This is a genomic window from Thiobacillus denitrificans DSM 12475, assembly GCF_000376425.1.
GTDB classification, from domain to species: domain Bacteria; phylum Pseudomonadota; class Gammaproteobacteria; order Burkholderiales; family Thiobacillaceae; genus Thiobacillus; species Thiobacillus denitrificans.
Window position 1 is genome coordinate 185,966 of record NZ_AQWL01000003.1, and the last position, 20,413, is coordinate 206,378.

The following is a 20,413-nucleotide window of genomic DNA, read 5'->3' on the forward strand; positions in this document are numbered from 1 at the left end:
GTCCTGCAAGGGACATGTCCCGATGACCGTCCGCGCGCGCCGCCTCGTTTCGGCGTGCCTGCTGGCAGGCTTCAGCCTCTCGTCCCTGGCGGACGAATGGCTGCCCCCGCTTTCCCGGCAGATTGCGGGCGGCACGTTCGAGTACACCATTCGTCCGGGGGATTTCCTGATCGCCATCGGTGCGCGCTTCGGCGTGCCGCCGGAGTTGCTGGCCAGGCAGAACGCGATCTCCTACAACGCGACCATCCACCCCGGCCAGCGCCTGCGCATCGACAATCCGCACATCGCCCCGCCGCTGCTCGACGACGGCATCGTCATCAACATTCCCCAGCGCATGCTGTTCGAGTTCGACGCAGGCAAACTGGTCGCGGCCTACCCGGTTGGCCTCGGCAAGCCGTCCTGGCCCACGCCGCAAGGCGAGTTCGAGGTCGTCACCCGCGTGCACAACAAGACCTGGATCGTGCCCAGGTCGATCCAGGAAGAAATGCAGCGCGAGGGACGGGCCGTGCTGACGGAAGTCCCGCCCGGACCCGACAACCCCCTGGGTGCCCGCTGGCTCGGTCTCAGCATGCCGGGTTACGGCATCCATGGCACCATCGCCCCGTCCAGCGTGTACCATTTCCGCAGCCATGGCTGCATCCGTCTTCATCCGGACGACATCACCGAACTTTTCGGGCACGTCGGAGTCGGAACCTCCGGCCTCCTTGCTTATCAGCCTGTCCTGCTGGCGGTGACCGCAGACGGCCGCATCCTGCTCGAAGTCCATCGGGATATCTACAATAAGGGCATCGACCCGAAGCAGACCGTCCACGACATGGCCGAATCCAACGGCCTCAGCCAGGCACTGGACTGGCCCCGGGTGGACGCCGTGATCGCAGCACAGGAAGGGCTCGCCCGCGAGGTGGGCCGCCTGGAGCGCGATGGATTGAAAGGAACACTGTGAAACACAACTTCAGCCGCCGCTCATTTCTCAAACTCGGCATGCTTGCCGCCGCGCTGCCGCTTCCGGCATTCGCCAGCCGGGAGACAGCCGAGCGCCGGCTAGGCTTCCTCAATCTGCATACCGGAGAAAAACTCGACCTGCCCTACTGGATAGAAGGCGACTACGTGCCGGAATCCCTCGCGGAAATCAACCGCGTGCTGCGCGACCACCGCACCGGCGCGGTTGCGGCCATCGACATTCAACTGCTGGACCTGCTCGACCGCATCAAGGCCGCGCTGGGCACTACGCAGCCGTTCCAGGTCATTTCCGGCTACCGTTCACCGGCCAGCAACAGCCTGCTGGCCTCGAACTCTTCCGGCGTCGCCAGGCGCAGCCTGCACATGGAAGGCAAGGCCATCGACATCCGCATCCCCGGCGTGCAGCTGGCCGACCTGCGCCGCGCCGGCCTCATGCTGAAAGGCGGCGGCGTCGGCTACTATCCGGGTTCCAACTTCGTTCACCTCGACGTGGGGCGCGTGCGGACCTGGGGCGGCTAGCCGCCTCCCCGTCCAAACCCCTGCGGCCGAATGAAAGTGCGCGGGGATTGTTGAAGTCGATCCGGCATCCCCTGCTGGCCATGCCGGGACCGATCGTTTGCATGACAGCGAGGCCCGGAATGAACCGTACACCGCTTATCGCATCGGACCGTGGCGTCAGCCGGCGCGCCTTCCTCAAGTTCTGTACCCTGGCCGCCTCGCTGCTCGCGCTGCCGCCGGGCGCGGCGGCCATCCTGGCCGACTCGCTTGCCAGGGCACGGCGCCTGCCGGTGGTATGGCTGTCGTTCCAGGAATGCACCGGCTGCACCGAATCGCTCACCCGCTCGTCCGCCCCCTCCATCGAGCGGATGCTGTTCGAACTGATTTCACTGGACTACAGCCACCTCCTCCAGGCCGCTGCCGGCACGGCCGCGGAACAGGCGCGGGAAGCAAGCCTGGCCGCAAACCACGGCCGGCTCCTGCTGGTGGTGGACGGCTCCGTGCCGACCGCGCTCGGCGGGGCCTGTTCCACCATCGCCGGCGAGGACAACCTGAGCCTGCTCGCGCGCTGCCTGGACGCCGCCGAGGCGGTGCTTGCCGTAGGCACCTGTGCCGCCTTCGGCGGGCTGCCCGCCGCCGCCCCCAATCCGACCGCGGCGATGGGCATCGCCGAGCTGATGGCGCAGGGCCTGGTGCCGCGCCGGCCGCTGGTCAACCTGCCCGGCTGCCCGCCCATTCCCGAGGCGATGAGTGCCGTGCTGGCCCACCGCGTGGCCTTCGGCCGGTTCCCCGAACTCGACGCACAGGGCCGCCCGCTGGCGTTTTATGGCGAAACCGTGCACGACCGCTGTTCCCGGCGTGGCCACTACGAGGCCGGCCGCTTCGCCAAGACCTTCGACGACGCTGGCGCACGCGCCGGCTGGTGCCTGCTGGAACTCGGCTGCAAAGGGCCGCTGACCCGCAATGCGTGCTCCACCCTGCGCTGGAACGGGGTGAGCAACCCGGTCGAATCCGGCCACCCCTGCCTCGGCTGCAGCGAACCGGGATTCTGGGACCGCGGCAGTTTCTACGCCCCGCTTGCGGCACCGGCGGCAGCCGCAGCCGGCGCCGAACCCCAGGCCCGGCGGGGCGCCGCGGTGTACGACAGGAATTGCGCCAGCTGCCACGGCAGCGCGCCGGGCGGCCTGGCAACCCCGGCCGACGAGGTGCCTGCCCTGCTGCGGTCGGGCAAGGTGCGTGCCCATCGCTTCAGCCTGGAGGATGGCGACATGCAGGCGCTGCTGGATTACCTCAAGGAAGCACGCTGACGCGCCCGGGCCGCGCGCAAACAGGAACCGTGCGACACGCCCGGGGCAGACGGATGCCGCTTCCCCTGGACCGCAGAATGGCCTTTACTGGATGCGAGGGCTGCCGTCATGAAAGAGATTCTCCCCGGCGTATTCCACTGGAAGACCTTCCACCAAGGCATCCAGGCCTACGTCCACTCCTACTACAGCAATGCCACCGATCCGCCGCTGCTGATCGACCCGCGGGTTCCGGCGCAGGGAATCGAATGGTTCGCGGCGCGCGGCGCGCCCCGGCATATCTACCTCACCAACCGCCACCACTACCGACACAGCGACCGCTTTGCCGCCCGCTATGACACGCAGGTCTGGTGCCACAAGGATGGCCTGCACGAATTCAGCCACGGCGAGAGGGTCACGGGATTCAGCCACGGCAGAGCGCTGCCCGGCGGCATCCTGGCCCTCAAGGTCGCCACGCTGTGCCCCGAGGAAACCGCGCTCTACCTGCCGCTGCACGGCGGCATCCTGAGCCTCGGCGACGCCATCGTGCGCGAACGGGGCAAGCTCGGCTTCGTGCCGGACGCCTACATGGGAGACGACCCGCAAGGCGTCAAGCATGGCCTGCGCAGAATCTTTCTCAAGCATCTGCGTGAACGCGAGTTCGACCATCTGCTGTTCGCCCACGGCGCCCCCCTGATCGGCGGCGCCCACGTCAGCCTCGGAAAATTTCTGGAAGATTTCGGGACAGCATCTGAACCAGGATCGCGGATCAACCCTCCGTTGTGCCGTTGATGACTGCATATCAACATGCCGCGATCGATGGGTCCGGACTTGAGTCCGGAGTTTTCCAATGATTAGCCAGCGCCTGATCTCTCAGCATTATCTGAATACCGGCCAACGTACTTGCCATGCCGACGATGGTAGCGAGATCCAGTGCCAGGGCACCGGCCAGGACGCCTCGTTTGCCGTCGGCGCGCCCTGGCCGGAACCGCGCTTCGAGGCGCGCGACGACGAGGTCACGGATAGCCTGACCGGCCTGATCTGGTGCCGCAATGCCAATCTCGCGGAATTCCCCCTCATCTGGCAGGAAGCACTGGATTTCGTCACGGCCATGAACCGCGAACAACGCTTCGGCCAGCGCGATTGGCGCATGCCCAATCGCCGCGAATTGCGTAGCGTGCTCAGTCTGCAAACCCGATTGCCGGCCTTGCCTGGGCAGCACCCGTTCATCGATGTGTTCAACGGCTGGTACTGGACTTCGACCACGGCGGCCATCAACCCGGCGCACGCCTGGTACGTGGCGCTCGATGGCGCGCGCATGTTTTACGGCGGCAAGGATCAATCCTTCATGCTCTGGCCGGTACGCGGCGAAGGTCTGGGTGTTGTCCCGCGCACGGGCCAAAGCCTCTGCTACGACGCCGCCGGCAAAGTCATTTCATGCGTTGGTTCCGGCCAGGACGGTGAATGGCATGTCGGCGCCGCATGGCCTGAGCCCCGCTTCGAAATCCTTCATGCCGGCGTGCTGGATCGCCTCACCCGACTGCTCTGGCGCCGCAGCGCGAACCTGACGGCGCAACCGGTGGTCTGGCGCGAGGCATTGGCCGCAGTGGGCGAACTTAACCAGAAAAGCGAGGGCATTGCCTGGCGGCTGCCAACGATCAACGAACTGGAATCGCTAGTGGACTGTGCCGTTCACAGCCCGGCCTTGCCATCCAGGCATCCTTTCGCCGATGTGCAGGACATTTACTGGTCGTCTACCACCAGCCTGTTCGAGCCTGATTGGGCCTGGGCCTTGTATCTGGAAAAAGGTGCAACAGGTATCGGACAAAAGCGGTTCGCACAATTTTCGGTATGGGCCGTGGCAACGTTCGATTGAATATGGCCATGCCAAGGACGAAAAACGCCGGGTGACTACCCGCCCATGCCATCGGAAAGTATCCAGGACTGCCGATCTTCTTCAGTACAAGCGTCATTCAGACACAGAAATTTTGTTCCTTTGTCTTCAAGTGATGCGAGATTCGTATCGGGTTCGTCGAAGCCCTCAGCTTCCGTAAAGATGAAGTGAAACGCATCGGCGACCTGCAGTTCCAGCATTCCTTCGTTGCTTTCTCCATAAACATGCCAACGGTCCCCCGTCCCTCCAGGAATTTCGGGAGCGAACTTTCCAGTCCTGTCATCCTTCCAGGCGACGATCACGGGCGTCTTCAGTATCTCGTCGGCTTTCCCCACAGCCGTCAGGCGCGCCTGCGTAAAGTTCATAGGGATATCTTGATCAGGTAATTTGATGGTCTGCATTTTTAGGCCTCTTTATGAAGATAAAGTAAGTTTTTATTGCATGACACTCTGACGAGGCGCCAGCCAGGCTGCCCCGTACAATTAATTGACTGTGCCGACCGTCACTTGTTCCAGTATCGTTCCGGCACTTTTTAGCGTAAATCCCGTAGGTCAGCGATGCCGCCATGAGCCCATCGATGCGGCTCTGGACTTCCCCCGAGTTCCGGCTTTTCCTTCGCGGATCGCTTCGGCGTGACCGAGGGCGCGACGCCGACTGTGTTTGCGCGCATCGTCAAACACCCGGCCTTTCCGGGCGATGCGGATCCCGAGCCAACAGCCGGTACCCTGCCGTCAGCACAACGCCGAATACGAGATGGGTCAACAGGGTCACCCAGTCGCGAGCTACTTCGAACCAGGGGAACAGCAGCGTGAATCCGTACAGATTGATTACGTATAGGGTCAGACCGTATAGGGCACCGGCAAACGGAACTGAGCCGTTGCCCAGACGACTGACCCAGTGAGCCGCGATCAGGGCATAAAGAACTGACAGAAGAAAGTGGATCAGCGTGGCGACAAGCAGGATATTCCACTGCGGCGTCGAGGGCGGAGGGAGGACTTCAATACCCATGACCAGGGCGGCGGCCAGGCGTGCATCCCGGAAAAGGGTTTCGGGGAGCGGCATTCCAGCCAGCCACCACATGGCGATCTGTGCCACGGTGGCAATCACCCCGGCGCCGAGGCCGGCAACCACTGCCATCACCGGATCAATACGTCCGTGCGCTGGTCCTGGCGGGACGGTTTCCGCCGTCATGCTTCTGCCATCAAGTCGATGCTCCGGGTTCCCCCGCCACCGGGTGCTGCGGACATGCCACCCGTAATGGACGACGCTGGCCGTGCCCTCGTTGTTTACATGCGCCCCAGGTCCTGAATCGCATCCACCACCATGCCGGTGCCGATCGCAATCAGCAGGATATCGCTGGCCACCCGCACGTACTTGTGGCCGGAAGGCGGGACCCCCAGGCTGACCACCACGCGCGGCGGCAAATCGTAGTAGATCACATCCCGCGGCAGTGGCCGGCCCCGCTGCCATTTCTTGGCCTGGCCGGGCGGCATGCAGCCGTTGTGCTTTTTCGCCAGCCCCGGCGGGCAGCGGCCGTGCCGGAAGCTTTCCTCGTAATAATCACGCACCACCGTGCGCTGATGGTCGTTGAAATGGATGCTGACCCTTACGTCGCCACCGTAATCGCCCCGGCGGCCATCCCTGTAGTCGCCCCGGCGGTCATCATCCCTGTAGTCGCCGCGGCGGTCGCCCTGCCGATCGTCGCCGCGTGAGCCCTGGGCGCTTTTGTCCGGTTTGCCATTGCCCGCCCATTCCGGCTTTTCGGCCAGAGCCGGGCTGGCAGCGAAGATTCCGGTCAGCAACAAGGCCAGGACAAATTGTCTTTGCAAGGGTGTTCGCATATTTTCTCCGCTCAACAAGGTCTGTGGATTATCCGCCGCAGCGGCTGCCCCGTTTGAAGCCGGGCCAGCACTTGGCATACTAAAACACCTGCGCGGGGAACGGCCACCTGTTTTTGTAGACGTGGGCGCGACACGCCGGCTGGCCGCGAACTCCTGCCGACAGCTGCTGGATCAGCCACGCTACCGCGCCGGCGACCGCCAGGCAAATCAGGCAGGCGAAAACGATCTTTGCGAATTTCGGCATCGGCTCGGCTGGCGATTGCCATTTGCTATTTGGCAGCGCCAACTGGATAACCCACCGATTGCGCGAGGACGACGCGCTGATGGCGCCCCAGCCCCAGGGCGGCGCCCAGTGCCTCGCGGTCGACCAGGCCGCGCACCACCACCGCCAAGCCGGCCGACGCGCAATACAGATACACGTTCTGGGCGACGAAGCCGGCGTCGGCCGCGCTGTAGAACATCTTGTCCTCGACGCCGGCCCCGCTCATCCGGTCGAAGTCCGCCACGTACACCAGGTTCACCGGCGCGGTCACCACAAAATCCTGTGCGCCGGTCAGATGGCGGATGTCGCCGGCCGCCACTTTGATCAGTGCGTGCGCCGGCGGATCGTAGCGATACGCACCGTCTGCAGTCGTCACATACACGTCGATCTCGCGCCAGTCGCGCGCGGAGGGCGCGGTGCGCTGGCCCGAATCCGGCCGGTTCACCCCGTTTGCCGCCCACAGCAGGTTCGACAGCAGCTGCGGCGGCAGCGGCTGGCCGCCAAACGCCCGCGTCGAATGCCGCGCCTGCAATGCCTGCATCAACGGCATGCCGCCTGCCGTCTCGGGCGGCAGCAGCCTGGTCGTGCCGGTTTCCTGTGCCATTCCGCTTCCCGTCATGCTCATCATCAATACCCCCGCGACGCGCCACCATTCCATGCCGGTTTCTCCCTTGCAAAGAACGAACGAACCCTATCAATCTAGACTCGCCGCCCGCCGGAGCAAGCCCTCGTCCGGGCTGGCTGTCGCGCTTACAAGGCCTTCATGCTGCGGATCACCCCGACCGCGACGCCTTCGATGGCCAGTTCCTGGCGCTTGAGGTCGACCACTATAGGCGCGAAATCGGGATTTTCCGGCAGCAGCTGCACGATGTGGCCGCGCTTGTGGAAACGTTTCACCGTGACCTCGTCGCCGATCCGCGCCACCACCACCTGCCCGGCCCTGGCCTCGGCGTTGCGATGCACCGCGAGCAGATCGCCGTCGAGAATCCCGGCGTCCTTCATGCTCATGCCGCTCACCTTGAGCAGATAGTCCGCGCGCGGCGAGAACATGGCGGCGTCGAGCTGGTAGTGCCGCTCGATGTTCTCCTGCGCCAGGATCGGGCTGCCCGCCGCCACCCGACCGACGAGCGGCAGACCGCCGCCCCCCGGCAGCCGGATGCCGCGCGACGCCCCCGGCAGCAACTCCAGCACGCCTTTTTTCGCCAGCACCTTGAGATGCGCCTCGGCCGCGTTCGGCGAACTGAAGCCGAAGTGCTGTGCAATCTCGGCGCGCGTCGGCGGCAGGCCGGTGGTCTCTATCCACTCCCGGATGAGGTTGAAAATTTCTTCCTGGCGACGGGTCAGGTCTCGCATGGGGCTTCCCTCAAATACTGTATGTATTTACAGTTGTATTTGTATACAGTATAAATGCCGGACCCGTTAAACGCCACTGCGCGATGGCCCCGCCTCCGCGCAGCCAGCAGGAGAAACTTCGTGATGAAACTCGGAAAGATCAGCCCCCTCGCCTTCAGCCGCATGAAGCAGCGCGGGATTTCCATTGCCGCCCTCGACGACCTGCTCGCCCGTGGCCAGGTCGAAAAGCAGTTCGACGGCGCGCAGGTGGTGTACCTCGACAGCCCTGCTCCCGGGCCGGCCTGGGCCGGCCGCCCCAAGCCCCGGCTTTACGCGGTGGTGGATGCGGCTGGTGAAGTACTGACGGTGGAGAAGCGGGTACGACTGCGGGAGTAGGTCGCGCCGGCACGCGCGAAACGACAGCGCGGCAGGCCCTGCCTCATCCGGGTTGGGCTCATGGGCGGTACTATTAGCCCTTTGCTTCGAACTACGCTGCGTGCAGCCGTACCGATGAACCCGCTGGCCAATGACATTCCCATCCCGTTCCCGGAAAGCCCGGATGCCGGACGCGCCCCGGCCCCCCTCCCCTTGAAGATCCCTGCCACCCCCTGCCTGCTGGATTGCATCGCGCGCCATCAAGCCGGCCTGGCCGATCCGGGCAGGCCGCAGGACCTCCCCCTCTCGCCCGACGCGGCCACGCTCGACGCCCTCATCGAGCGCTACGAGCAGTGCTATCCCTTGCTGGAGCAGGCCATGTGGTCAGGCGATGGAGATTTTCATGCGCTGCTGGCGAGCTACCAGGCCCTGTTCCGCGAACAGGAATCGCTGATCCAGCTGCGTGCCCGCAACGCTGATTCCAGCGATGAACGTCATCACTTCATTATCGCCATCCCGGTGGCGGACCGTCCGCCACACCTGCGGGCCTGCCTCGAAAGCATTCACCAGGTCTGCGCGCTGTTCAACTACGGCGGCCAAACGGCAGGCGTGTGGGACAAGGTCCAGGTCATCGTCAGCGAGGACAGCCGCGACGAAGCCAACATCCGCCGCCACCAGGCGCTGGTAGAGGAATACCGGCAGAAAGGCCTGCGGGTCGTTCATTTCGGGCTGGACGAGCAATACGCGCTGCTGCACGCCCTGCCGCCGCAACAGCGCGAACGGCTCGGCCACCTGCTCACCACCCAGCCGCGCGACCGGTTTTATCTCAAGGGCCAGGCCGCCAACCGCAACCTCAGCTATCTGAAATTTCTGCAGCTCACCGAAAACAGGCGCAACACCTTGTATTACCTGGTGGACAGCGACCAGTCCCTGTGCGTGAACCGGCAGACCGGCTCCGGCGAAGAGGCGGTCTACGCGCTGAATTATTTCCACGCCATCGACCGGATCTTCCGCACCACCGGCACCCTGATGCTCACCGGCAAGATGGTCGGCGACCCGCCGGTGTCGCCTTCGGTGATGGCGGCGAATTTTCTCGACGACATGAGCGCCTTCTTCACCCGCCTGGCCGGCCTGCGCGGCAGGGAGCCCTGCCAGTTTCACGGCCAGCCGCTGCAAAAAACCGGTGATGCCGCCTATCACGACATGGCCAGGCTGTTCGGTTTCGAAAATACCCCTGCCACCTATCCCTATCCATGCCGCCTGCAAGGCGACCACGACCACGCCGCCTGCCTTGCCGATTTGGCCCGGCGGCTCAACGCCTTCTTCTTCGGCGAGCACCTCACACGCAAGACCTGGTTTGCTTATGGCAAGGGTTTCAGCCAGCTCAGCCCCGCGCGGACGGTCTACCCCGGCAACACCATCGTCAACTACGCCGGACTCAAATACATCATCCCCTTCGGCCACCTGCGCCTGCGCATGTCCGGTCCCACTGCCGGGCGGCTGATCGCCGCCGAGATCGGGGAACGCTTCGCCTCGTTCAACATGCCCAACCTGCACCGGCGCACCACCGAGGCGGGATTGGACGACGACTTCCGCCCCGGCGTGGAACTGGCGCAGCAGACCATCGATTTATCCAGCGAATTCGAGCGCCAGTTCTTTGGCGACCTGATGCTGTTTTCGACCGAAGAACTGGTCAGGCGGGCGGACGTGAACCAGCCCTTTGCCCAGGGCTTGATCGAAGAAATCCTCGATCGGAAAGAAGCCGAACTGCTGGCGTTGTACCAGCAAAAACACGACGCCATCGTCGGCAGGAACCGGCAGCTGAACGAACTCGTGTTCAACGCCGGGCATTGGTGGCTGGGGGCTGCCGCGCTGACCGATGCGCTGCGGCAGGTGCGCGCCTTCATCGACAACATCGACCGCAATTTTGGGGCGCACGCGCAGGCCTGGCGCCAGATCCAGTCCGCCGGGCACCGCACCGAACGCCGCCGCCAGATCGTCGAGGCCTTGATGAATTACCGGGCCGAACGCGATGCCTGGGACCGCCTGTTCTGACAGCCACCCATCAAAGGCAAACGGAATCCGCCGCCCCCGCAATCAGCTGCGCCCGGCATTCCCGGTAAACCTTTCGCGCCCTTTCCAGCACGTCCTGCGGGATCGCCATTTCCGAGTAATCGCTGCGGGTCCGGTCGATCCGCCCGCTGCGCAGTCGCGCTGACGCATCCCCCTTGCGCGCCTTCCCCGTATGGCCGAATACCTCATAGCGCTCGCTCAATGGCGAATCCAGCTGCAGCCACGCCGCCAGCCCGGGCAGCAGCCGCTCCGGCGCGTGCTGCCACAGTTCCGCATCGAAATAGAAGTAAGGCCAATCGGTCATACGGCAGAAATCCACGAGCGCCTGCACCCGTTCCACGTAGTACTTCGCCGCCTCGACCGGCGAGGCGTACAGGTCCGGGTCGGGCTTTTGCCGGAACAGATGCACGATGCTCTTGATCGTGTGCTCCGGCTCAGCCAGGGCGACGAGGATCTTGATGTCGGCCGGGCCAAGCCGCCCGGGCTTCAGCCGGTAATCGTTGTGCAGCAGCTTGTCGAACAGGTAGCGGCTGTTTTTCTTCAGCGCACCATCCTGCTGCAACGCCTCCCGCTGCCGGTCCAGCGCGGACACATCCTCATAGCTCATGTGCATTTCGTAGTAGCCGTTGATCTGCGGGTGCGAGCCGAGGATGTGCCCCGCCAGACTGGTGTAGGCGCGCATGTGGCTCAGCAGGAAGATTCGGGCGTAGGGGCCAGGCGAAGCGCTCATTGTTTCAATTCGTCGTGGTCGTTCGTCAGCATTCTCATTTCAAGAATTGGGAATAACCGAAAACTCCAGAAGTTTCGCTATTCGCGAATGGAGAATACAGCTCCCCCGGGATCAGGAGACAAGCACACCCAGAAAAAACGACAAACCCGGAATCTAGCCGGGCTTGTCGTTGAAAAAGAGCAGTCAAGCTGCTTTTTTGAGGGCGCTGGTAGCGTATTCCGCTTGCTTGCGCCGAGCACTTCAACGCCGGGCACTTTACCGTTCTCGTCAAAGTCCGGAATCATTCCAGCTGCGCTTCCTCTGACTCAATGGTTTCGCTTCGTTGAGCCGAATGTACAGCGCATCCACCTGGGGGGCGTAGTCGAATCTTATCGTTTGGATGTCACTTTCCTGGAACTGATACTTGGCCACGCTGCTGTTCCATCAGCGCTTTTGCCTGCGCCTTCGTCTTTACGGATACAGCAGGTTTGCAGCCTTCGATCCACATGGGGGTTTGCACGGCCTTGATGACTTTCCTGTTGTCAGGCCGGGCGCGTGCCCCTGCAAGCCGGATATTGAGAACACCCCCAGAACGCATTGCCCTGATTCCCTCCACGCTTGGCGATGCGCTTGACCATCGGGCTTTGGCAGACCGGGCAGGCCGGTGCATCTTCAGGCTCGACAGCCGGGGCGGCTGAGGCAACCTTGCTTGGCGCGCTCACCCCGCGAATCAGCGCATGCAGCGCCTCCCCATCCATCAGCTCGATGTTGCGGCCCACAGCAAAAGCGCGTGCGTCGTTCGTGAATACTCCCGACGTCACCACAAAGCCGCCGGTCGCGCCTTTTGCCGCCATCACCCCGTAGAGTTCGCGCACGGTGGTCACACCCACCTTGTAGGCCTTCCACTGCTTGCACTGCACCAGCAAAGTCTCGCCGCCCTTTTTCAGCACCAGATCGATTCCGCCATCGGCCCCGCCGCCACCGGTCTCGTTCACAGAATAGCCCTTGCGCCGGAAGGCCTCGCCCACCAAAGCCTCGAACTGCTGCCAGCTCATGTCGTTGAGCACGCTCCGAACCGGGCTTGTCGCCACCTGCTCATGCAAGGCCCGGCGTTTGGCCCTGCCATAGGCCGATATCGCCGCACCGACGAGGAAAGTAAATGGCAGCAGATATTGGCCGAACACGGCGAGCGACTGAAGAACCGAGCTCACGACGGACTTCCCCATCTGGCCGGGCTGGGAGACGATCGTCACTTCCGTGTTCGCCACGCCGTGCAGCCATACATACGCGCCCGCCGCGAGTGCCACGCCCACCCACCAGGGCAGCTTGCTGGTGGTTTCGATCAAGACTTCAAAGAGATTTTGTTTGCGACGTGCCAATTGATGTTTCCTGATGATGAGTAAATTTGTAGGTCAGCACCACGACACGGCGAATCCGGCAGGCGCTCATCGTGCGGCCTCCTGTATCTGCCGCGTGATCTCCACGGTCCTCACGCTCACCGTCGCCACCCGCATCATGAGGTCGATCACCTTGTCCTTGTAATCGGCGAAGCGGTAAGTGTCGAATTTCTCGCGGATGGTGGGGTCCTTGGGTTTCTTTTCCTTGTACTGGTCGAGTATCCATTCCAGCGCCGAGCGGTTGCCGAGCTTGTAATCCCACGCCTCGTGCGGAATGCCAGACAGGGTGGTTTCGCTGTCGAGCACGATGCGGCCGGCGTCCTTGTCGGCCTTCAGCATCGCCTTGGGCGCCTGGCCAGCGGCGCGGGCTTTCTCGTCGGGAATGTCGGTGCGCGTCAGCGCGCAGGGTTCGACCGATTCGTAGCCGATGTGCCAGTCCATCAACGCCCTGCCCCACTCGGCCCATTGCCAGAAGTTGGCGTAGAACGGGATGCGTGGAAATTCACGCTTCAGGTTCTGCGCGTATTTCTCGCGGTAGACCGGATCGTGCAGCACCGCGTAGCAGTAGTGGAAGATAGCTTCCCGGGTGATCTTGCGGGCGGTCTTGCCGGTGCCGGTTTCGGGTTTGTAGTGCTCGGTGAACTGCTTCAAGGCCCAATCGGTGATGTTATCAACTCGGCTTCCAGCTTCGTCGACCCTTTGAATGGGTAATGCCACTGCCGCCGCTGCGGCACCAACAAAGTGATAGTCGAAGACCTTGTCCAATGCCTGGACCATAAAAGGCTTCTGTGAGCCGGCGTCAGTGAACGCGATACAAGGGTTCACTGCAGAGCCTTCCGCACCGAATAGCCGTGTGGTCATGTACTGCATTTCGTTGAGCCGTGTATCAAAGTACATGTGCTTTTTGATAAAGGGCCTGTATTGGGCTGAGACGCAACGTGATTCGCCAAACTCGTATTTGACCCCCGCCTTCAAGTCATTCTTGACGGCCCGTGACCATTTGATTGAACCATTAAGATGCTCAGCAAGCCCTTCTCGGTCATGGTTGGCATTCAAGCGGTGGACGTCTGCGTTGTATGAGTTAATCAGCCATTGAATTTTAGTTTGTAACCTTTCACGAGAATCGTCGTACACCCACTCGTCGCGAGAGGTGACAACCCCGAGCGAGAACATCTTGAATATCGCTCTATCCTTCGTTGTTGTCTTCGACGCTTTAGTCCCTTTGCTCGCCAAGGGAATCAGTGACTCGAAGTCGTTGCTGGTGAGGTTGATCCAGTTGTGCTTCGCGTCCGGCACCACTTCCTCGAACGCCATGTCGCTGATCCGGGCGTTGTGCAGAAAGGTCAGCTTCTCCACCGCCGTCTCCATCTCCGGTCGCCGCGCGTAGAAGATCCGGCAGCCCTTCTGCTTCGCGCGCTTGACCATGAAGCTGATGGCGACGCCGGTCTGGATGCCGAAGACGTTGTGGGTCGTGCCCGATAGCTTCGGATTCGCACGCACGTCGCCGCCGAGGTCGACGATGCGGATTTCGTTGAATTCCTTTTCCGCGATGGCGCGAAAGCCGTCGAAGGTGCGGCTGTCGATGAAGCTGCGGTTGGTGATGAAGGCGAGCACACCGTTTTCGTCCAGCCGGTCGGCCGCCCAGCGGAAGAAGCGCGAATACATGTCGTACACCTTGGTCTTCTGCGCGGTGCTGGCGGCGATGTAGGTTTCCTTGATGCGCTTGTCGATCTCGGGGTATTCGCGGTTCTTGTTGTTCTCGTTCTCGTTGAGCTGGTTGGCGTTGTAGGGCGGGTTGCCGATGATGACGCTGATGCGGCGGCTGTTCTGCACGCGGATGCGCTTGACGTTGTCGTCGGACACCGAGCCGAACAGGTCGTCCATGTGGCCGGCGTGCTTGCGCAGCGCGTAGGTGTTGTCGAGCGTGTCGACGAAGCACAGGCCGGGGAATTCCTCGTAGTTGTCCATCGCCTGCGCATAGGTCGCCTCGATGTTCAGGTTGGCGACGTAGTACGGCAGGATTGCGACTTCGTTGGCGTGCAGCTCGTGCCGGTACTTGTGCCTGAGCTTGGCGGGCTGGCCGCGGAAGTGCTCGATCAGCTCGCAGACGAAGGTGCCGGTGCCGGTGGCCGGGTCGAGGATATGGACGTCCTTGTCGACAAGGTTGCGCTTGAAGTGGTGTTCGCACAGCCAGTCGGCGCTTTCGATCATGAAGCGAACGATCTCATTGGGCGTGTACACCACGCCCAGCCGGTCGGCGGCCTTGGGGTTGTAGACCTTGTAGAAGTTCTCGTAGATGGATTTGAGGAAGGCCTGCTTTTCGTGATGCGTGGCGATCTCGGCTGCCGCCTTGCGGATGGCGGTGTAGTAGAGCGCCAGCCCCTTGAGCGTCTGATGCTTGGTGTTGCCGGTGAAGAAGGTGGATTCGAGCTTGTGCAGCTCGCGCGCGATGTTGTTGTCCTCGTGATAGTTGGTGCCGGGGAACACGGCTGCGAACACTTCGCCGGTAAGGATGTGCTGGATCAGCATTTCGCGCACATCCGCCTCGATGAGGCTGGGATTAATCGCTTCCTGCGCGTGCTTGAGAAACTCACCTGCCGCCTTGTGGAATGCGGTTTCGTCCTTAAGTGCCTGCACGATCATGGCGCGCAGCGATTCGAGCACCGCGGGCAGGTCGATCTTGAATTGCTCGACGGCCTTGCGGAAGGCTTCGATCTCCGGCCGTTCGTACCCAAAAAACAGCTTGAGCAGCTTTTCCAGTTGCGCCACATCCTCGACGCCGCAGCGCATGACTTCCTCGCCGTGCTGGATCAGCACGACCTGGGTGGAGTCATCGAAGATGATGTTGGTCTTGGGATAGCCACGCTTGAATTTGTGGGCGATCTCGGCGTCGAGGTCGTCCTTCTCATCCTTGGCCTCCCAGTAGCCGAAGGGAACACGCAGAGTGTGGAGCAGCGCGCCGTCCACATAGCGGCGTTCCTTGGTTTTGGTTTCCAACTCGTACTCGGGGATGAAGGTGAGGTCGAGCGACCTGCCCCAGGCCTTGAGCAAATCCTTGAACGCTTCACGTAGTACAGACTCGCGATGCGTGCCCGATACTTTTCTGAGCGTCGCAAGTTCGCCGAGGTATTTGTTAATTAGTAGCTGGCTCAACGCCTCTCCCCCACCGAATTCAAAGATTCAGGTTTTTGTTGGAGGCGAATCCGCGACCCCCTGTCTTTGTTATCAGGGGGATTCTCGCATAGGTCGTCAGGTTATCGACTGGACATGATCACCCCAGCGGCGAAGGCGGCTGCCAGATCCCATCCCACGCCGCCTGCGCCGACATCCTCATCCGCTCGGGCAGCGTCAGCTTCCTCTGATAGCTCACCTGCAGCACCCTCCCCCGCTTACACGCGGCGCGGACGATCTCGTCGCTGGTCGCGAGTTCGTCGACCAGCCCCAGCTCCAGCGCCTGGCTGCCGAGCCAGGCTTCGCCGGTAGCGACCTTGTCCATGTCGAGCTGGCGGCGCTCGTGCACGAAGGCGCGGAAGCGCGCGTGGATTTCCTCCAGTTCCTCGCGCAGCTTGGCGCGGCCGGCTTCGGTGTTCTCGCCGAACACGGTGACGGTGCGCTTGTACTGGCCGGCGGTGAACTGTTCCCAGTCAATGTCGCGCGCCTGCAGCCAGCGGTGGAAGTTGGGCAGCTGCGCGATGACGCCGATGGAGCCGACGAGCGCGAACGGCGAGGCGACGATCTTGTCGGCGGCGACGGCCATGAGGTAGCCGCCGCTGGCGGCGACGGTGTCGACCATCACGGTGAGCGGCAGTTTGGCGTCGCGCAGCCGCAGCAGCTGGGCGGCGGCGAGGCCGTAGCGGTTGACCATGCCGCCGGGGCTTTCCAGTCGCAGCAGCACGGCGTCGCCCGGCTTGGCGACCTGCAGGATGGCGGTGATTTCCTCGCGCAGCGCGACGAAGGCGGAGGCGCGGATGTCGCCCTTGAAGTCGATGAGATAGCTGCACGGCCCGGCTTCCCCCTGCTGCTGCCGGGCCTTGCGCTCAGCCTTGCGCCGCTTCGCCAGGTTTTTGAAAACCTTCTTCGACAGCCGCACCGCCTCGATGCGGTCGCCGGCGGCTTCGAGCTGGCGGTTGATGTCGGTGACCTGGATTTCGCCGAGGTGCCTGCCCTTGCGGCGCGCCAGCGCGACCAGCCCGGCAGCGAGCGCAATGGCGGCCAGCACCAGGGTGGCGACCTCGGCCAGGAACAGCGCGTAGTGCGCGGCGAACTCGTTCATCCCGGGATGCGCTGCGCGCTGGAACCGCTGTCGGCCTGGGTGATGCTGAGGATGGTTTTCATGGCGGACTCCTCGTGGGTGCGTTGACGGGCTGATTCAGTGTAGCAATGGGGGCAGGAAAGCGCGGGACCAGGACGTCCCCTTGTCAGGGCTTCGACGGGCCCAGTCCGAACGCTGGCCAGGTTCGGTGGATTGTTGGGATGTACGTCGATTTCAGCCGCCCTGCCCTCACAGCACCTGATTGACCTCGAACACCACATCGATGCCCTGCCCGTTCCAGTGATATTCCAGATAGGCGGCGTGCAGGCAGTTTTTCACGATGCCGGTGCGCAGGGCAGCGAGGCATTCGCCGCCGGGGTGGCGCACCGAGGGGTACACGATGCCGAGCGCGCCTGCGGCCCGCAGGGTGCGGCCGATGCCCTGGGCGTAGGCGTAGTCGTCGGGGTCGACGATGCGGGGGTCGCGCTGGCTGGCCTCACGCAGGTCGGCTGCCTGGCCCTTCGCTTCCACGCTGTAGAGCCGCATTGACAGGCGCATCGGCGGCTCGGCGGTGGCCTGCATGAACAAAGTGGAGTGGTAGCGGGTTTCGGCGATGGCGGTGTCGCGCTTGCGGGCGCAGTAGAAGACGCCGTAACGGCCGTCGCTGAAGCGGCTGCCGTGCGGGTTGAGATGGGTGAAGGCGGCCATGATGCAGGTGCTGCCGGGGCCGAACAGCCTTTCGCCGGGCGGGACCAGGCTGATCTCGCCGACTTCGTCGCGGATGCGGTCGTTGGTCATGGCCTCCAGTGCATAGAGGGCATCGAAATCCTCGGTACGGGCGACGCGCTCGAACAGGCCGACCGCAGGATAACGGCTGGGAATGACGCGAAAGGCGGGATTCCAGTTCAGCCGCGCGGTCGGATAATTCAAGCCCAGCCGCCCCGCCGTGCGTCGAGATACTGGCGCACCGCGACCAGGTCGGCGACGTTGCCGCCGAGCATGCGCTCGAGCGCGCTCTTGCCGCCGAAAAGCGGCGCGCTGTTGGGCTTTTTCACCCAGGCGTCGGCGGCATCGGTGGCTGGCAACAGGATCTGCAGCGCCTTGTAGATGCCCAGGATGTAGGACAGGCGCTCGAGCGTGTCGCGCTTGAGGTCGGCGGACTCGGGGGCGGACTTCCATTTGAAGAAGGTCGAACGGCCGGGCGCGCCCAGCAGCACCATTTGCGCATCGGCGTTCAGGCCCCAGTCGCGCGCGATGTTGAAGAACGCGCGCAGGCCGGCGGCGGACAGTTCACGGTTGCTCGGTTTGCTCTGGAGCTTGGCGGCATTGGCTGTGCTTCGCATCACGCCTCCACGTAAGTATCGTTTCAAACTCGTGACGTTAACTTAGTCCATTTATGGACTTTTTGCAACGTCGGGGCGGATAAGCGTATCGGCTTGCCGAGGACGGGTGCGGATGATGCCTGGCAGAAGATCCCGGGCTTTAATCTTTTTAAGCACGGTGTCGCGATGAATCGGATCGGTATTGTGACTTCATCGTAAGGCGAGCCCTGCGCTCCGCTCCCTCGTCGTTGCGCGCTACTTCCCCGTCTCCTCATCGAGCTTCTTCAGATGCGCCAGTTTCTCGGCGATCTTGCCTTCGAGTCCGCGCGGCGTAGGCGCGTAGAACTGCTGCTCCTGCAAGTCGTCGGGGAAGTAGCGTTCGCCGGCGGCGTAGGCCTCGGGCTCGTCATGGGCGTAGCGGTAGGCGCGACCGTAGCCGAGTTCCTTCATCAGTTTGGTGGGGGCATTGCGCAGGTGGATGGGGACGTCGTTGGAGGGGTGGGACTGCACGAAGGCGCGTGCGGCGTTGTAGGCGACGTAGGCGGCGTTGCTCTTGGGCGCGCAGGCGAGGTAGAGGCAGGCTTCGGCCAGCGCGAGCTCGCCTTCGGGTGAGCCCAGTCTTTCGTAGGTTTCGACCGCGTCCAGGGCCAATCTCAACGCGCGCGGGTCGGCCAGGCCGATATCCTCGGAAGCCATGCGGATCAGCCGCCGGCCGAGGTAGCGCGGGTCGGCGCCGCCGTCGAACATGCGCACCAGCCAGTACAGCGCCGCATCCGGGTCGCTGCCGCGCACGCTCTTGTGCAGCGCGGAAATCTGGTCGTAGAAGGCCTCGCCGCCCTTGTCGAAGCGGCGCAGCGACTGCGCCAGCGCATTTTCAACGAAGGCGGCATCGACTTCCCCGGCATCGGAAGTGCGCGCGGCGGTGTCGAGCTGTTCCAGCAGGTTCAACAGCTTGCGGGCGTCGCCATCGGCGTAGGCGGCCAGGAGCTTGTCGACGCCCTCGCCCAGTTTCAGCCCCGGCAGTTCTTTCAAGGCGCGCTGCATCAGCTGACTGAGTTCGTCGGGCGTGAGCGATTTCAGCACGTAGACCTGGGCGCGCGACAGCAGCGCGCCGACGACTTCGAACGAAGGGTTTTCGGTGGTGGCGCCGATGAAAGTGAAGAGGCCGGATTCGACGTGCGGCAAAAACGCGTCCTGTTGCGACTTGTTGAAGCGATGCACTTCGTCGACGAACAGGATGGTGGTGCGACCGGTGCTCTGGTTCATGCGCGCGCGCTCGACCGCTTCGCGGATGTCCTTGACGCCGGAGAGCACGGCGGAAATAGCGATGAAGTCGGCACCGAAGGCCTGCGCTGTGAGCCGCGCCAGCGTCGTCTTGCCGACGCCCGGCGGCCCCCACAGGATCATCGAATGCAGCTTGCCGGAATCGAAGGCGAGCCTGAGCGGCTTGCCGGGGCCGAGCAGATGGGTCTGGCCGACGACATCGGCCAGCGTGTGCGGGCGCAGGCGCTCGGCCAGCGGCGCGCGCGGATCGTCGCGCGCCGGCCCGGACGCGGCAGCGGGGAAAAGGTCGTCAGTCGCCAATGATGTCGGCGCCCTTCGGCGGAGTGAACGTGAAGCGCGACGGTGCAATGGACGGGTTGCGCACCATGCGCGACAGCTTGAGCGTGGTGCGCTGGCCGAAGAAGTCGAACAGCTCCATCTGCACCAGCACGTCGCCCTTGAAGCCCATGCGGATGCGTTCGAAGCTGGTGTCCCTGGTTTTTGGCGTGGCTTCCAGCCATTCCAGGCCGTCGGCCACGCCGGCGTTCTTCAGGGCGAAGTATTTTTCGATGGCGTTGTCGCCTGCCAGCAGCGCGGCGGGGGTTCCGGCGATAACGTCGCCGAGCGACTTGACCGTGACCTGTTCCAGATCGGCGTCGTACAACCACAGCTTGACGCCGTCGCCGACGATCACCTGCTCGTACGGCGTGCTGTAGTCCCAGCGGAACTTGCCGGGACGGGCGAACGCCATCTTGCCGCTGGCCTGCTGGGTGACGCGGCCGGACTTGTCGGCGACGGTCTGGCTGAAGTCGGCCTCGGCGGTCCGGGCGCCGGCAATAAAGGCCTGCAGGCGTTCGACGCCGCCGGCGTGAGTCATCATGGGCAGCGCGAGGGCACAGGCCGCAATCAACTGTTTCAAGCGCAATGGTTTCAAGCCGGGTTCTCCAAAGGG

General features: G+C 63.4%; 21 protein-coding genes. 7 read left to right on the plus strand and 14 right to left on the minus strand.

Going from position 1 to position 20,413, the window contains the following annotated elements; translation table 11 throughout:
- Positions 1–22 precede the first annotated feature (22 nt).
- The 5 genes from B059_RS0105470 to B059_RS0105490 all read left to right on the plus strand — a co-directional run bounded on the left by B059_RS0105470 (position 23) and on the right by B059_RS0105490 (position 4,617).
- Positions 23–943: a L,D-transpeptidase family protein gene (locus B059_RS0105470; RefSeq protein WP_018077238.1), complete on the plus strand. Its 921-nt coding sequence runs from the start codon at positions 23–25 to the stop codon at positions 941–943.
- Positions 940–1,479 carry a peptidoglycan L,D-endopeptidase MepK gene (mepK, locus tag B059_RS0105475; protein ID WP_018077239.1) on the plus strand — a complete coding sequence of 180 codons (540 nt, stop codon included), beginning with the start codon at positions 940–942 and terminating at the stop codon, positions 1,477–1,479. Before B059_RS0105470 ends, mepK begins: the two co-directional genes overlap by 4 nt.
- Before the next feature lie 119 nt (positions 1,480–1,598).
- Positions 1,599–2,765: a hydrogenase small subunit gene (locus tag B059_RS18740; protein WP_018077240.1), complete on the plus strand. Its 1,167-nt coding sequence runs from the start codon at positions 1,599–1,601 to the stop codon at positions 2,763–2,765.
- Between the two features lie 108 nt (positions 2,766–2,873).
- Positions 2,874–3,533 carry an MBL fold metallo-hydrolase gene (locus tag B059_RS0105485; RefSeq protein WP_018077241.1) on the plus strand — a complete coding sequence of 220 codons (660 nt, stop codon included), beginning with the start codon at positions 2,874–2,876 and terminating at the stop codon, positions 3,531–3,533.
- 58 nt (positions 3,534–3,591) lie between these two features.
- Complete coding sequence (locus tag B059_RS0105490) at positions 3,592–4,617, plus strand: Lcl C-terminal domain-containing protein (RefSeq protein ID WP_018077242.1); 1,026 nt, start codon at positions 3,592–3,594, stop codon at positions 4,615–4,617.
- A gap of 35 nt (positions 4,618–4,652) precedes the next feature.
- Here the strand turns inward: B059_RS0105490 and B059_RS0105495 are convergent, their stop codons facing one another.
- The 6 genes from B059_RS0105495 to lexA form a co-directional block, all read right to left on the minus strand.
- Positions 4,653–5,036, minus strand: coding sequence for an AF1514 family protein (locus B059_RS0105495; RefSeq protein WP_018077243.1), 384 nt, complete (start codon positions 5,034–5,036; stop codon positions 4,653–4,655).
- Positions 5,037–5,307: 271 nt separating this feature from the next.
- Complete coding sequence (locus B059_RS0105500) at positions 5,308–5,826, minus strand: sodium:proline symporter (protein WP_211206882.1); 519 nt, start codon at positions 5,824–5,826, stop codon at positions 5,308–5,310.
- A gap of 95 nt (positions 5,827–5,921) precedes the next feature.
- On the minus strand, positions 5,922–6,464 hold the full coding sequence (locus B059_RS0105505) for an RcnB family protein (RefSeq protein ID WP_245538736.1): 543 nt from the start codon (positions 6,462–6,464) through the stop codon (positions 5,922–5,924).
- A 91-nt stretch (positions 6,465–6,555) separates the two neighbouring features.
- Complete coding sequence (locus B059_RS20755; protein WP_018077246.1) at positions 6,556–6,720, minus strand: hypothetical protein; 165 nt, start codon at positions 6,718–6,720, stop codon at positions 6,556–6,558.
- Positions 6,721–6,745: 25 nt separating this feature from the next.
- Complete coding sequence (locus B059_RS0105515; RefSeq protein ID WP_038058212.1) at positions 6,746–7,396, minus strand: SagB/ThcOx family dehydrogenase; 651 nt, start codon at positions 7,394–7,396, stop codon at positions 6,746–6,748.
- Positions 7,397–7,488: 92 nt separating this feature from the next.
- Positions 7,489–8,091 (minus strand): transcriptional repressor LexA, encoded by a 603-nt coding sequence (gene lexA / locus B059_RS0105520; RefSeq protein ID WP_018077248.1) that lies wholly within the window; start codon positions 8,089–8,091, stop codon positions 7,489–7,491.
- A 123-nt stretch (positions 8,092–8,214) separates the two neighbouring features.
- Between lexA and B059_RS0105525 the strand changes: the two genes are divergently transcribed.
- Together B059_RS0105525 and B059_RS0105530 are read left to right on the plus strand one after the other, a co-directional pair.
- Positions 8,215–8,466, plus strand: coding sequence for a hypothetical protein (locus B059_RS0105525; RefSeq protein ID WP_018077249.1), 252 nt, complete (start codon positions 8,215–8,217; stop codon positions 8,464–8,466).
- Between the two features lie 114 nt (positions 8,467–8,580).
- Complete coding sequence (locus tag B059_RS0105530; RefSeq protein WP_018077250.1) at positions 8,581–10,500, plus strand: hypothetical protein; 1,920 nt, start codon at positions 8,581–8,583, stop codon at positions 10,498–10,500.
- Positions 10,501–10,510: 10 nt separating this feature from the next.
- Here B059_RS0105530 and B059_RS0105535 read toward each other — a convergent pair whose 3' ends face one another.
- From B059_RS0105535 to lolA, 8 genes are all read right to left on the minus strand, one after another.
- Positions 10,511–11,200, minus strand: a complete 690-nt coding sequence (locus B059_RS0105535; RefSeq protein ID WP_245538737.1) for a sulfotransferase family protein — start codon at positions 11,198–11,200, stop codon at positions 10,511–10,513.
- 569 nt (positions 11,201–11,769) lie between these two features.
- Positions 11,770–12,606, minus strand: coding sequence for a restriction endonuclease (locus tag B059_RS0105545; protein ID WP_018077253.1), 837 nt, complete (start codon positions 12,604–12,606; stop codon positions 11,770–11,772).
- A 66-nt stretch (positions 12,607–12,672) separates the two neighbouring features.
- On the minus strand, positions 12,673–15,777 hold the full coding sequence (locus B059_RS0105550; RefSeq protein WP_026177325.1) for a type ISP restriction/modification enzyme: 3,105 nt from the start codon (positions 15,775–15,777) through the stop codon (positions 12,673–12,675).
- Positions 15,778–15,895: 118 nt separating this feature from the next.
- Positions 15,896–16,897, minus strand: coding sequence for a protease SohB (gene sohB / locus B059_RS0105555; RefSeq protein WP_018077255.1), 1,002 nt, complete (start codon positions 16,895–16,897; stop codon positions 15,896–15,898).
- A 228-nt stretch (positions 16,898–17,125) separates the two neighbouring features.
- A complete protein-coding gene (locus tag B059_RS0105565; RefSeq protein WP_018077257.1) occupies positions 17,126–17,806 on the minus strand; it encodes an RES family NAD+ phosphorylase in 681 nt (226 codons plus the stop codon).
- Positions 17,803–18,219: an MbcA/ParS/Xre antitoxin family protein gene (locus B059_RS0105570; RefSeq protein WP_018077258.1), complete on the minus strand. Its 417-nt coding sequence runs from the start codon at positions 18,217–18,219 to the stop codon at positions 17,803–17,805. Before B059_RS0105570 ends, B059_RS0105565 begins: the two co-directional genes overlap by 4 nt.
- Before the next feature lie 234 nt (positions 18,220–18,453).
- Positions 18,454–19,782, minus strand: a complete 1,329-nt coding sequence (locus tag B059_RS0105575; RefSeq protein WP_018077259.1) for a replication-associated recombination protein A — start codon at positions 19,780–19,782, stop codon at positions 18,454–18,456.
- A complete protein-coding gene (lolA, locus tag B059_RS0105580) occupies positions 19,772–20,341 on the minus strand; it encodes an outer membrane lipoprotein periplasmic chaperone LolA (protein ID WP_051068494.1) in 570 nt (189 codons plus the stop codon). The genes B059_RS0105575 and lolA overlap by 11 nt, the downstream gene beginning before the upstream one ends.
- Positions 20,342–20,413 lie beyond the last annotated feature (72 nt).